The organism is Rhodoferax sp., from assembly GCF_023700745.1.
GTDB lineage: Bacteria > Pseudomonadota > Gammaproteobacteria > Burkholderiales > Burkholderiaceae_C > Rhodoferax.
Genome location: NZ_JAMPYG010000011.1, coordinates 19,987 through 32,639, shown reverse-complemented (window position 1 = coordinate 32,639; position 12,653 = coordinate 19,987). Strand labels below are relative to the sequence as shown.

At 55.9% G+C, this 12,653-nt stretch carries 11 protein-coding genes; 2 read left to right on the top strand and 9 right to left on the bottom strand.

Annotated elements, in window-relative coordinates; translation table 11 throughout:
- The first annotated feature begins 10 nt into the window (after nucleotides 1-10).
- A complete protein-coding gene (locus NDJ10_RS10040; protein ID WP_296161718.1) occupies nucleotides 11-1,015 on the top strand; it encodes a thymidylate synthase in 1,005 nt (334 codons plus the stop codon).
- Nucleotides 1,016-1,040: 25 nt separating this feature from the next.
- On the opposite strand, the gene NDJ10_RS10035 is transcribed toward NDJ10_RS10040, so the two are convergent.
- The 7 genes from NDJ10_RS10035 to NDJ10_RS10005 form a co-directional block, all read right to left on the bottom strand.
- Complete coding sequence (locus NDJ10_RS10035) at nucleotides 1,041-1,643, bottom strand: AAA family ATPase (protein WP_296161717.1); 603 nt, start codon at nucleotides 1,641-1,643, stop codon at nucleotides 1,041-1,043.
- 57 nt (nucleotides 1,644-1,700) lie between these two features.
- Nucleotides 1,701-2,234: a holo-ACP synthase gene (locus NDJ10_RS10030; protein WP_296161716.1), complete on the bottom strand. Its 534-nt coding sequence runs from the start codon at nucleotides 2,232-2,234 to the stop codon at nucleotides 1,701-1,703.
- On the bottom strand, nucleotides 2,231-3,295 hold the full coding sequence (locus NDJ10_RS10025; RefSeq protein WP_296161715.1) for a nucleotide kinase domain-containing protein: 1,065 nt from the start codon (nucleotides 3,293-3,295) through the stop codon (nucleotides 2,231-2,233). The genes NDJ10_RS10030 and NDJ10_RS10025 overlap by 4 nt, the downstream gene beginning before the upstream one ends.
- Before the next feature lie 86 nt (nucleotides 3,296-3,381).
- Nucleotides 3,382-4,236 carry a thymidylate synthase gene (locus NDJ10_RS10020; RefSeq protein ID WP_296161714.1) on the bottom strand — a complete coding sequence of 285 codons (855 nt, stop codon included), beginning with the start codon at nucleotides 4,234-4,236 and terminating at the stop codon, nucleotides 3,382-3,384.
- Nucleotides 4,229-5,122 (bottom strand): ImmA/IrrE family metallo-endopeptidase, encoded by an 894-nt coding sequence (locus NDJ10_RS10015; protein ID WP_296161713.1) that lies wholly within the window; start codon nucleotides 5,120-5,122, stop codon nucleotides 4,229-4,231. Before NDJ10_RS10015 ends, NDJ10_RS10020 begins: the two co-directional genes overlap by 8 nt.
- Complete coding sequence (locus tag NDJ10_RS10010) at nucleotides 5,119-5,487, bottom strand: helix-turn-helix transcriptional regulator (RefSeq protein WP_296161712.1); 369 nt, start codon at nucleotides 5,485-5,487, stop codon at nucleotides 5,119-5,121. Before NDJ10_RS10010 ends, NDJ10_RS10015 begins: the two co-directional genes overlap by 4 nt.
- Nucleotides 5,484-5,798 carry a hypothetical protein gene (locus NDJ10_RS10005; RefSeq protein ID WP_296161711.1) on the bottom strand — a complete coding sequence of 105 codons (315 nt, stop codon included), beginning with the start codon at nucleotides 5,796-5,798 and terminating at the stop codon, nucleotides 5,484-5,486. The genes NDJ10_RS10010 and NDJ10_RS10005 overlap by 4 nt, the downstream gene beginning before the upstream one ends.
- 764 nt (nucleotides 5,799-6,562) lie before the next feature.
- On the opposite strand from NDJ10_RS10005, the gene NDJ10_RS10000 reads away from it, so the two are divergent.
- Complete coding sequence (locus NDJ10_RS10000; protein ID WP_296161710.1) at nucleotides 6,563-11,551, top strand: DEAD/DEAH box helicase; 4,989 nt, start codon at nucleotides 6,563-6,565, stop codon at nucleotides 11,549-11,551.
- A 209-nt stretch (nucleotides 11,552-11,760) separates the two neighbouring features.
- Here NDJ10_RS10000 and NDJ10_RS09995 read toward each other — a convergent pair whose 3' ends face one another.
- Nucleotides 11,761-12,171 carry a hypothetical protein gene (locus NDJ10_RS09995; protein WP_296161709.1) on the bottom strand — a complete coding sequence of 137 codons (411 nt, stop codon included), beginning with the start codon at nucleotides 12,169-12,171 and terminating at the stop codon, nucleotides 11,761-11,763.
- The gene (locus tag NDJ10_RS09990) at nucleotides 12,168-12,455 is read right to left on the bottom strand and encodes a hypothetical protein (protein WP_296161708.1); all 288 of its coding nucleotides are present in this window, start codon (nucleotides 12,453-12,455) and stop codon (nucleotides 12,168-12,170) included. The genes NDJ10_RS09995 and NDJ10_RS09990 overlap by 4 nt, the downstream gene beginning before the upstream one ends.
- Nucleotides 12,456-12,653: the final 198 nt, after the last annotated feature.

Sequence of the window (12,653 nt, the reverse complement as noted above, 5' to 3'; positions counted from 1 at the left end):
GACCTCAAGAATGTTTCATTATTTTGAAGGTATAACGGCTGATGACGTATGGCGCAAAGCACTAGTTAAGATTCAATCAGACCAGTCGAGTCTGGAGGAAAGCCGACTAGGACCTATGCGTGAGCTATTGCATTGTGGTCTGTGCATCAAGGATCCACGACAACGATGGGTACTGTCGCGTCGCCCCGCGATCAACCCAGCCTTTGCAATCGCTGAAGTGATTTGGATCTTGCTTGGGAAAAATGATTCAAGTTTTTTAAACTTCTGGAATCCCGCACTGCCAAAATACGCCGGATCCGGTGAGACCTATCATGGTGCGTACGGCGCTCGATTGCGCACACATTTCGGCTTGGATCAAATCGAGCGCGTCTACCAGGTCCTGTTGGCAAACCCGGAGTCCCGGCAAGCGGTACTTCAGATTTGGGATAGTAAAGTTGATTTACCACTACCCGACGGCACCAGCCGCGACCCTGATATTCCATGCAACTTAATGGGTCTGCTTAAAATCCGGTCACAAAAACTCGAGTGGTTACAAGTCATGCGGAGCAATGACATTTTTCTTGGCACTCCCCACAACTTTGTGCAATTCACTTCATTGCAGGAAGTCATCGCTGGTTGGCTAGGTGTCGGAATCGGCTCATTTTTACTAGTGTCCGACAGCCTGCACCTGTATGACCATGATGCAGATCGCTGCGCCATGTCGGAAGTCCCCTCTATCGGTACTAGCACCGACTCGCTCGCACTATCAAGAGAAGAATTCAATAGAACTCTTCCTCTTTTGGAGCATGCAATGAATGAAATGAGATCAGACCTTTTAACGCCAGTTCGTTTGATAAACATCGTTGATTCGCTTGGACTCTGCACGGGCTGGACCAATTACATGCATGTGGTCGCGGCCGATACCGCTCGTCGACGATCCTGGGCTGATGAAATGCACATCATCGCCAATAAATGCTTCAATCCTACACTTCAGGAGGCTTGGCGTGCGTGGTTAGTCCGATGCTCCGAGCGCTAGGAAAACTTCTACTTCCTCAACCGAATCACGCAATGGCCGCTTGCATGATGATGGACAGTGGCGTACTAATTTCACCTTCATTGCTCACTCGAACAATGCGATGCTTTTCCAATTGCGCATCCGCTAGGTGTGAATACAGACTTGTACATCTGCGCCAGTAATCCGACACCGGAAACTCGAATGGTGCGTTTCGCTCAAGTAAGAAAACTACAGTGGGAACAGTCTCACCCCAAATATGCTTTTCCGGCGCAATAATCGATTCCACCAACGTATTATTTAGACCGCATAGTTGGCCATAAACATCTGTCGACCACCAAAATCGATCCAAAATGACGGTCTTCCCAAGTGCTAAGGCTGGAAGAATTCTGGTTTGAATGGCATCCACGTGGGCGGCAACATGCAGCATTTGAAGTGCCGTGGCAGACAAGCTGTCAATTCCAAATTGCTGAGGCTCGTGATGGAGCCTATAAATTAAATTTCCCACAGTACCGATTTCATTTCCTGGGAAAGCCAAGTGAACGCAGTCAACACCGCGTGCTACTAACTGCTCCGTAAGGAGTCTGGCCAATGTAGTCTTTCCGACCGAATCAGGCCCTTCAAACACATACAGCGCTCCGTCGTTTTTCATGCAAATCCGATGCTCAAATTGATACGCGAGGAATTTTTCTGTCTCAGCAACGGCCGTTCACATGCCAAACGCAATAGCACTGCCAACTGCGACAACGTCTGTGTGACTTGAGCTCACAAGCCAACCGGCAATGTGGCGTTCTCTCTGCAGATCCTCTAACTTGCGATGCAATACGACAGAGGGCGCACCCGTAGTATGAGTGATGACTTCGACGTCGGTAAAGGAGACGCCGTCTCCCCACCCAATACACAACGCCTTAAGCACCGCTTCCTTGATCGCGAATCGCCCAGCTAGTCTTTCTGTTCGGGTCACACCTTCCCCCGCCGCAAATAGTTCGGACTCCGTGAAATAGCGGTCTAAGAATGCGCAAGCAGGCAGGCGTAGCAAACGGGAAAACTCCGCGACGTCGACAACATCCAGGCCATGACCGATCAAATTGCCATGTCGAGACATGGACTTTTGAGTGTTGTCAGTTTGCGATCGCCCCCTCAACTTGTGCTTGATATGACGTCGCGGTACGAGGGAAATCCCAGTAGAGGTCATGCGACCGATGCGCTCACGGTCATCAAGCTTTTTGCTATTGAATTTCATGATCCGCTTTCCAACTTAAGCATTGCTTGACGCCCGCTCATTGCTTGGCTGCCGGGTTTCCGATCATTACGAATCGGATCGGCAAGCTTAAGCTGCGCCTGTATCTTGTCGTTGATGCCCCATTTCGGCGGATACCATGGACTTACTGGATAACCCGTTGGTGAAAACTTCTGTTTGATGCGTGTTCGTCCAGAAATGCCTGATACCTCGGGGTGAGCAACACGCGCGTACTTATCAACTTCGCAAAATAGATTCTGACAATCGATCAATTGAAGTCTGCGCCCCCACAGTGACTGAAATTGAATTCCCAACCGCTCAAACTCTCGCTCTTGATTGTCGACCATGAGGCGTATGAGTTCAGCGTCATTGAGGCCAGCGCCATCTACAAAACACTTTTTAAGCCCATCGCGCGCGCCCGGGCCCGGCACAACGAAATCCATTTCGGTGAAGTCCGTGATCTCAGTGTAGTTAATGTCAGTGACGAACTGGTAGGCAAGAAAGTCCCCGATCGTTGGATAGCTTCTTAGCAGTTCAAATGCCGGTTGCATCCTGCGCATCTTGTGTAGCTGACCCGCGAGATCATCGGCCATCATCTTTTCAAGTAGACACAGGTGGTTCTGATGCTTCGCGGAATGCCCAAATGCCGACCCTCCTGGCGGCATGATGTACGCAGCCGAGTAGATGCGTCCACCTGCCTTCATTGCCTGACTCAGAACTCTATCGTAGTGTTCAAACTTGTAGTTTTTAAACGTGATTTCTCCGAAGGTGTGTTCTAGAAGTTCCCACGTTTCAATTTTATTAAAGAGCTTGAAGAGCATAGTCCGGAAGAGCACTTCCGACTCAGAACTTGGCAAGTCATCCCTATAAATAACGTTGCGTATTAGGTATTGACTGACCCTGTCGGATGCCCGGTACGCATTGGTAAATTTGTGCACGGAGATAATGGGGTCATTGGTCCACGGCTCTGGTTCATGGGCTAGTCGGCGAAAGTAGACGTTCTGCCGCTCGACCGCAAATCGCCAGTAGCTGTCGTACACCACGCTCAACTTGAGCGGGGACATATGTGACGGCGGTGCGGATTGCACTTGGGCTATAGCAGGTGAATCTGGCGCCTTGCAGATGACCGTGCGCTCACTTGCTACGTGCTTCAATTTACCCTCTCAACAACTGGAACTTCCGCTGCTGCCACTGCGGCTTCTAGTGTTTTTTGGAATACACACTCGCGAGCAACAGTGAGCAACGGCCCTAACGCTGGATCGGTTTTGGAGATACGTTGATCAATCTTTGCAACCCCAATAATCACGTTCATCCGGGTCAATTTCATGTGCATTTCGTGCGCCATGAAGGCGCCAAGCTGTGCAATCCCGAGATAGTTCCCATAAGCCTTCACAAAAAGTTGTTGCGTAGCATAGAACGCATTGATCACCAATCCTCCCTTTGTTGGTTCAAATGTGACATGCTGCAGACAGGGAAACTGCAGTTGGGCATCAGCAACGTGATCTCGCTCTGGGTCAAACACGCTTGCCTGAAACATGGATCGTCGCACGCCTTCACGGTCGTTGAACTGTGAGAGTATCCATTCGAGTTGATTGCCGTCGCAGGGCCCTCGCTTGTACTGGGTCAGTCGTTCAAAGTACAAACCACGGCGGTTGTCTTTCGGGTTCATTGCCTGGTATCTAGGAAAGGCTTCACGGTAATACTTGAACAGACGGGCCCGATCACCTTGCGCAACCGTCCAAAGGCGCTGCGGGAATATGGTGAATGCTACATCTTCAACATTTCGCAATCCTTTTGCGAGCAACAATGCATCCAATGCTATGCGCACAGATTGTGATTCAGCTGGATTACCAGCATCGTCAAAGCCAGTCAGGCTGAGAATAAGTGGTGATATTTCGGTACCTGCGTGATCTACAACGTGCAGCACGGCCTTTGCCCAGGCTCTCGACAAGTCTGATTCGTCAATAAGCAGCGGACCCGTTATAGGGGCTTGTCTTTTAGTCATCGGTCATATCCTCCAAGTGGCGAAATCGGGCTAACCCCACGTACTGCCGACGAGCGACCCGTACGTATGTGGCCCACGGCGTGCCCGGAATTACGACGCGCGTAATTCCGGGCTGTATTGCTCTGAAGAGTCTTCCAACCGCCAGATCCCTTTCAGGCATCAGCATCGTAGTATCGGCAACCACCTTTGTGGGTAGTAGCAGAAGAGCCCCCTCCTCCGCATCTAGCGTAGCTGAGTTCCAGTGCTGATCAGCTACCGTTAACGGTTCAGACACCACTTCGCCCAACAATTGCGTTCGAATCATTTTCGGCGTAACTCTCCCCAATTGGTTTCGCTGAGCCGAGCTGATCATCTCGATTCCGTAAGCAAGATGATTTACCAATGTCGACTGTCCCACGCCGAAATTGCACGCTATGGCGTACATGTCAACGGCAGAAGCCTTATTTGGATCCAGGCCACGTTTGGAGAATGCCTCGCGTAGCCCCAGAGTTGGCATGAGTACAAACGCAGCGAAAGCATCAGCGAGGACCTCATTCGCTGGTCGCTCCACGCTTTTTGACTGCTCTTCTTGCAACTCATCAATTGTGGAACCATGCCCAAGCACGTGGTGGCCCAATTCATGGGCGCAAGTGAATGCACGCCTTGCGAGCGGCCGCAAAGCCGACACATGGATACGTGGCTTAGACGTACGGTCGTACATGCCTTCCATATTGATGTCATTGAAGCGCACGGTGACGCTGTGCTTTTCGCACAAACCGTAAATACAGGTCGGACTCTTGAGATCAATGCCAGCTTTAGTTCGTGCTGCTATAGCAGCCTGCATTCCTTTCATGACAAGCGGCTTTCGAGCCTCGGCCATGGGTGAGGATTGATGTGAAGCGCTCATGTGGCAGAACCTCCATCATCTGAGTCCGAACCGCGCATGGATGCCAATAGCCGAAGGAGTCGGTCTAGATCGTCGGGCTTGAGTTTGCTAAGCTCTCTGGCCGCCAGTTGCAGACGCGGATCATCCACTTCGAGTTGGTCAGCAGTCTCTGCAAGCAACCAGGAGACAGTAACGTCATACATTTCGGCGAACTTGGAAAGCTCCTCGGCCGATACCCTCCGATTGCCTGCTTCGATCTCCGAGATGGTCGGTCGATGCATCCCCAACAGCTTTGCGACCTGGCCTTGCGATACGCCTGCCATTTTTCTTGCTTCACGCAGGCGTGTCGCAATCACAGCACGCTTGGAATCTTGTGATTCAGTCATGACGCATTTGCCTGTTTGGCTTCAGCAGGAGTTTGTGCTTGGGCCAGGGCGATGACCATAGCGACAGTTTCATCAATGGTCAACGCGATGCAACTCTTTTCACGTCGAAAAATATTCACATCATCGGCAATAGTGATCCCCAGTTCTGCCGCGAGCATACCGATTGCTACCGGCCAAATCTTGCTGTCAAACTTCGGAAGGCTCTCAAGCGGCTTTGTCGTGCCAACAATTGACGGGCAGTCAAGCCCACTGGATGACTGGATTGATTGAAGCACTTCAACCAGTTTTTGATGTACCAAGTTCGCGTCCATTCAGGTCTCCACGCTGGACTTACCAGCCGTAAGATTATCTTACCACAAATCCAAATATACGCAAACTAGTTGTTCGTACTACATCTCCAAACAACGGGTTTCTCTCTTCGAACCACGTTGCGGTCTTCAACACATCACCGCCAAATACCTTGGCAACAGGGTTGACGGTCGAAGCGATCTCCTCCATAGGTTCACGCGCAGCCACCGGCATCGCGTGAACGAAGTGAACCGATGCGTGCAATACCTCCCTCAGCGCGATTTACCACATTCGATTCGACAATGCTGTGATTTCCTGAACAAATAGGCCCTAGCTCGTACAGGCTAAGTCCTCGTAGCAAGCCTACCACCAGCAAACCGCCATTTGCGTCAACTATTTCGGAGGCAATTCACGTGAAGCTCCGCAACAAACCCAGCTTGATGACACACTGATCCCGCACCTTGGCCTCGGCCAAAGCGCGCTCGTCGGAGCTCTCCTGAGTCTGCTCAGGCGTTGCGGTCGTTACCCGCCTTCCCTGTTGGCGTTCCACCCAGCGCCTGTCATTCGCACCTGGGTTCTTACCCCCACTTGAGTCATTCGTCTGCCGTCGTCCGACGGTCGACTATTTCTTTCCTGCTTAGTCTATTGAGCCCGCCGCTTCTCCGGAAGCCCGGCGTGCTCGCGTTCACACACGGGTGGTCATTCCTGACCCTCTCATTCCTTCCCACCGGGGAGCACGTCTCCCAGTGGGTGGATGTGTTCCCCCTATTTTTTGGAGAACACACCCATGGCACGCTATACCGCGCCGTCCCTATGGCTACCCGGGTTCAATCCGGAGCCGTCCGAGCCTGCAGCTCTTTTCACCGAGACCGAACCGTCGGTTTCTAAACTGGCCTCTTCAATGGAGGAAAGTTCTGCTGATGAGTCGGTCGAACCCGCCCGTCAGCGTGTCAACTGGCGTGTAGTCAACGGCGCCTCAGAAACAGCACCCCGCAACCTGTGGCCACGGTTGATCTGCGCCGACTTGCACAATCTGGGCGGCAGCGTCACCAAGTTCGAGACGAACCTGGCAGCGATCAAGACACTACGACAAATTGACACCGAGGATCGCCCGGCTACCCCGGACGAACGCAGCACCTTGCTGCGCTACACCGGCTGGGGCGGCTTGCCCGCCAGCTTCAACCTCGAAGCCGAAGACGCGGCCTGGGCCAAACGTGCGCGTCAGTTGAATGCACTGCTGACCCCGGATGAGTACGAATCCGCCCGTGCGTCGGTCAACAACAGCCACTACACCGAAGTCCACGTGATTGAGGCCATCTGGCAGGCCGTGCAGCGCTTTGGATTCAGTGGCGGGCGCATTCTGGAGCCCGCTGCCGGAATCGGTCATTTCATCGGCGCGATGCCAACGGCCATCGCCGAGCAAAGCAGCGTCACAGCAGTCGAGATCGACCATTTGTCTGGACAGATGCTGCAGGCGCTGTATGCGCCGGGCAGTGTGGACGTCCGGATTTCTCCTTTCGAGAAGACCCCACTCGCCGACAACTGGTTCGACCTGGTGATCGGCAACGTGCCATTCGGCAAATACCAGGTCGCCGACGTGAGCAACCGGCCCTACGCCCGCTTCAGCATCCACAACTACTTCTTTGGCCGAGCACTGGATCTGGTTCGGCCCGGTGGACTGGTATGCCTGATCACCACCAGTTACACGCTGGATGCACAAGATGACAGCGTGCGCCGCTACCTGGGTTCGCAAGCCCAGTTGCTGGGTGCAATCCGGCTACCACGGGGTGCCTTCGCAGGCATTGCGTCCACGGAAGTGCAGACCGACATCCTGTTCCTGCGCAAGCGACAGCGGGCCGAGACAGTCGACGACACCTGGCTGGACCTCAACCTCGTTCCCGAGGCACTGCGCGACCCGCAGTGTTACCAGAAATACCTGCAGATCAATGCCTGGTATGCCAAGCACCCGGAATTCTGCATCGGCCGAATCCGGCAGGAAAGCAACTGCTACGACGAAGTGCCGGTCGCGGTGTTCGACGGTGATCTGGAAGCCACGTTACCCGAACGGGTGGCCCTGCTCCCGTCTGATGTCTATCAAGCTCAGCTGAGAAAACCGGTTGCTTTGCGCGTGGTGGTACCCGCCGAACCCGGTGCCCGTCCCGGCAGCTACTGCCTGCACCAGGGGCGGGTGCACCGGGTCGAAGGCAGCGAAATGGTCGATGTGCATGACCAGCTCAACGCCACACAACGAGGCCGGATCACCGGCATGTGCGCGATCCGGGACTACGCTCGTTCGCTGCTGGATGCCCAGTTGTCCGAAAGTAAGGACGGGCGACTGGGTCATCTGCGGGCTTTGCTCAACGGCACTTACGACCGCTTCATCACGAAATACGGTTGCCTGAGCACCCGGGCCAATGCGCTGGCGTTCCGGCGCGACCCGGACTACCCGCTGCTGCTGTCGCTGGAGCACTACGACGAAGAGTCGGACACCGCCAAGAAAGCGGCGCTGTTCACACGGCGTACGTTGACACGGGTAGTGGAGCCAACCACGGCGGGGGAACCGACCGAGGCGCTGGCGGCGTCCATCCAATGGCGTGGCCGGGTTGATCCCGCCTACATGGCCGGATTGCTGGCCGCGCCCGAAGATGCTGTGCTGCAGGCGCTGGCCGAGGCCGGACAGGTCTTTCTTGACCCAGCGGATAGCGATTGGAAAACCGCCGACGACTACCTGTCGGGCAACGTGAAGGCCAAGCTCAAGCAGGCTGTGATGTCGGGCAGCGCCTACCGGCGCAATATCGACGCGCTGGAACAGGTGCAACCCGAAGACCTGCCGCCAGCGTCCATCGAACCCCGCCTGGGCGCGGTCTGGATTCCCGCCATGGACGTCGAGGCTTTCGTCCAGGAAGTTCTGGAGCTCAAGGACTGCCAGGTCAGCTATTCGGCCGAGGCCGGAGCCTGGTCAGTGCGCTATGGCGAGTGGGAAGCGCGCCAGAATGTGAAGGTGACGCAGGAGTTTGGCACCTCGCGCATGAACGGCATCGAACTGGTGCAATGCGCACTGAACGTGCAGGTGCCCACGGTACGCGACCCGGACCCCGAGACGGACAGGTATGTCGTCAACTCTGATGAAACGCTGGCCGCACGCGAGAAACTGGGCCTGATCAAAGACCGCTTTGCGGGCTGGGCCTTTGAGGACACGGTGCGGCGAGAAAAGCTGTGCCGGATTTACAACGACCTGTTCAACGCCACCCGGCCACGGCAGTTCGATGGCTCCCACCTGAAGCTGCCGGGGTTCTCCCGATGCTTCGTGCTGCACCCGCACCAGTTGGATTCCGTCTGGCGCATCGTGCAGTCCGGCAACACCGGACTGTTCCATGTGGTCGGCGCCGGCAAGACGGCGGTGTGCGTGATCGCCAGCATGGAGCTGCGTCGGCTGGGTTTCGTCACCAAGCCTTGCCATGTGGTCCCGAACCACATGTTGCAGCAATACACGGCAGAATTCGTTCGGCTCTACCCGAATGCCTCGGTCTTGATGGCCAGCAAGGAAGACCTGGAGGGCGACCGTCGGCGCGAGCTGGTGTCGCGCATCGCCACAGGCAATTGGGACGCAGTGGTCATCACGCACTCAAGCTTTGAGCGCATCAAGATGTCGCCGCAATTCACTGAAGCGTTTATCAAGGAGATCATTCATGAGTTAGAGATGGCCGTCCGCGCTGAAAAGAGCAATGACAAGTCCAACCGGATCGTCAAGCAACTGGAAGCGATGAAGAAGAACTGGAAGGCCCGGCTGGAACGATTGCTGGCGGACCAGAAAAAGGACGATCTCCTCACCTGGGAACTGCTGGGCATTGACTGCCTGTTCGTGGACGAGGCGCATTTACATAAGAACCTGTACCGGTTCACCAAGATGACGCGGGTCGCGGGTTTGCCCCTGACCAGCTCGGAACGGGCATTCGATCTGTTCCTGAAGACCCGTTACACCATGCAAATCCATGGGCATGTGCAGCGCGGAGTGGTGTTCGCAACGGCGACACCGGTGGCCAACACCATGGCGGAGATCCATACCATGATGCGCTACCTGCAGCCCAATCGCCTGGAGGAACTGGGCTTGCAGCAGTTCGATGCCTGGGCCGCCACGTTCGGCGAGAGCGTCACGGCGCTGGAGATTGCACCGGATGGCAGTGGATACCGCATGCACACGCGGTTTGCACGGTTCATCAATGTGCCCGAGTTGATGGCGGTGTTTGGTGAAGTGGCCGACATCCGCACGGCGGAAATGCTGAACTTGCCAGTCCCGCCATTACGCGGGGGCAAAGCACGCATCGTGGCCTGCCCGGCCAGCCAGGCACTCAAGGCCTTTGTGGAAACGCTGGTGCTGCGGGCGGAGGCCATCCGCAGCGGACACGTGAAACCGCAGGATGACAACATGCTGGCAATCACCACGGACGGCCGCAAGGCTGCGCTAGATTTCCGGCTGGTGGCACCGCTGGCCAAGTTTGATACCAAGGGCAAGGTGGCCGCCTGCGTAGGTGAGGTGATGGACATCTGGCGCAGGAGTACGGACTTCCGCGGTGCCCAGATGGTGTTTTGCGATCTGTCATCGCCCAAGGGGGACAAAGGGTTCAGCGTCTATGACGATTTGCGGCAAAGGCTGATCGAAGCAGGTCTGCCTGACAAGGACATCGCCTTCGTGCACGATGCCGACACCGACATCCAGAAGGCCACGCTGTTCAAGGCGGTGCGCGACGGACGAGTCCGGGTGCTGCTCGGATCGACGGCGAAGATGGGAGTCGGCACCAACGTGCAGACCCGGCTGTGCGCCCTGCACCACCTCGATGCGCCCTGGCGTCCCTGTGACGTCGAGCAAAGAGAGGGGCGCATCCTGCGTCAGGGCAACGAGTGTGAGGAGGTGGAGATATTCAGGTACGTGACGGAACAAAGCTTCGATGCCTACCTGTGGCAGACGCTGGAGACCAAGGCGCGCTTTATTGCCCAGGTGATGAAGGGCGACAAGGGTATCCGCTCACTGGAGGACGTGGAACTGGCGACGCTGTCGTATGCCGAGGTGAAAGCCCTGGCGTCCGGCAATCCACTTGTCATCGAAAAAGCTGGGGTAGATGCGGAAGTGGCCAAACTCTCGACGCTCTTCTCGGTATGGCGCAATCAGCGCTATGCCAACGAAAGCGAAGTGGGCCGGTTGCCGATGATGATCGAAGCGCTGGAGAAAAAGATTGCGCTGTATGCCCAGGACGTGGAGCGGGTTGAGCCGCAAACCATGCAGGGTATTGGCCTCGAACTGGCGGGTCGCCCCGTCACCGGACCGGATGCCGTAGGGGAAGTCCTGCGGGGCTTGGTAAAAACAGCGAAAGAAGAGGTTCGTACCGGCACCCGGATGATTGAACGGGTGGTCGGCCGGTTTGGCGGATTTGACCTGGGCATCCTTGCGGCACGCGGCGAGGAAGTGCCCAACCTGTACCTGTCAGGCCATTGCCTGTACAACGCCGAACCGTACCAAACAGGGCCCGCCCTCGTGGCCGCACTGATGGCGGCGCTGGAATCGGTGGTCAAGCACCACACCGATGCAGTTGTGCAATTGGAGGTGCGGCGCAAGCGGCTGGAAGACATCCGGCTGGAGCTGGCTCGGACCTTTGAACACGAAGGCCGTCTGGTGAATCTGCTCGCCCGTCAGCGAGAGCTGCTCAAGCAGCTTGATCTGGACAAGGATGAAGCGGGCAGCGCGAAGGTTGATGCCGAAGAGGTGCGACAGGCAGCTTGATCAAGTTGACCCCCATGGCTGAAAAGCGATGGGGGTCTTTTTTTGTGCTTGTTTATCCACAGAGGCTGTGGACAAGCAGGTCCCGGCAAGCCGACAACCCGCGTCTGGCAATGGTACGACTGGCCTGCCCGTAAATTGGGCATGCCCAGAGAACGAGCTGCAAAACTTTCGACAGCGATCAACCAATGCCGACCGTCAGCCCCCCTGACTCACCCATTGGCCGCCTGAAATGCGGCTTGCACAGCGCGCACCAGCGAAGGATGCAAGGTGCCAAGCTTGGGCGTCTGGCCATGTGGTGCCGCAGGCGGCACCGAGAACCACTCTGTCGTGTATGCCAGATCGAGCGCTTGCTTTAAATCGAACTTGGTGTCATAGCTGAGACCCGCTGCATCATAAGCCGCCAGATTGCGGTCACGCAGGATGGTGAATTCGCCTCGGTGCAGGGTAGTCGTGCGTTGGCTGGTACCGTAGGCAACTCGAACGTGAAACTGCGGCGCATCGTCATCAAATACCGCCAGAATCAGCGCTGGCCGTGGCTTCGGGCGCGGGTTGACATCGTCGGGAAAGTGGCACCAAACAATTTCGCCAGCAGTAGGTTCGCCCCACCACTGAGGCATCATGCCAACTCGGCCTCAAACAGGCTGGAGCGTACCGAACGCTTTTTGCCCTGCGGGACACGCTTCTTGATTTGACGAACTTGGGCGGCAGTCAGCGGCCCCTCATCCGCATCATACTGCGGCAGCAGCTTGACGGCCATTGTGTGCAGTGCAATGTGGATAGCCTGAGTCTCATCAACGCCCAGGCGTTCCGCCACCCGTTTTGCGGTTTCGCGCGTCACGCCCGTGGCGCTGTCGACGGTACGGTAGCGGAAGGCGATCTGGTCGGCAGCGGCACGGGTGTTCATTATGGAATCTCCTTGTTTTGAATATCTTTAAGATATCTTAAAAGGCATTCCTTGTCAAGGTCTAGCCTATCACCCGTCGTCCACATCGCGGATGTTCATTTCCCGGAATTGCCGCGTCAACCAGCCCGGATCCTCATGCGTTTGCGAAAGCAGACCCGTCGCCACGAACCGCCTGAGCTTGAACAGTTGAATCTTCCT

Coding starts and splice junctions, on each gene's coding strand:
- NDJ10_RS10010 (WP_296161712.1), bottom strand. CDS start 5,487: ATGACTGAATCACAAGATTCCAAGCGTGCTGTGATTGCGACACGCCTG.
- NDJ10_RS10000 (WP_296161710.1), top strand. CDS start 6,563: ATGGCACGCTATACCGCGCCGTCCCTATGGCTACCCGGGTTCAATCCG.
- NDJ10_RS10035 (WP_296161717.1), bottom strand. CDS start 1,643: ATGAAAAACGACGGAGCGCTGTATGTGTTTGAAGGGCCTGATTCGGTC.
- NDJ10_RS10025 (WP_296161715.1), bottom strand. CDS start 3,295: ATGTCCCCGCTCAAGTTGAGCGTGGTGTACGACAGCTACTGGCGATTT.
- NDJ10_RS09990 (WP_296161708.1), bottom strand. CDS start 12,455: ATGAACACCCGTGCCGCTGCCGACCAGATCGCCTTCCGCTACCGTACC.
- NDJ10_RS10020 (WP_296161714.1), bottom strand. CDS start 4,236: ATGACTAAAAGACAAGCCCCTATAACGGGTCCGCTGCTTATTGACGAA.
- NDJ10_RS10030 (WP_296161716.1), bottom strand. CDS start 2,234: ATGAAATTCAATAGCAAAAAGCTTGATGACCGTGAGCGCATCGGTCGC.
- NDJ10_RS10015 (WP_296161713.1), bottom strand. CDS start 5,122: ATGAGCGCTTCACATCAATCCTCACCCATGGCCGAGGCTCGAAAGCCG.
- NDJ10_RS10040 (WP_296161718.1), top strand. CDS start 11: ATGTTTCATTATTTTGAAGGTATAACGGCTGATGACGTATGGCGCAAA.
- NDJ10_RS09995 (WP_296161709.1), bottom strand. CDS start 12,171: ATGATGCCTCAGTGGTGGGGCGAACCTACTGCTGGCGAAATTGTTTGG.
- NDJ10_RS10005 (WP_296161711.1), bottom strand. CDS start 5,798: ATGGACGCGAACTTGGTACATCAAAAACTGGTTGAAGTGCTTCAATCA.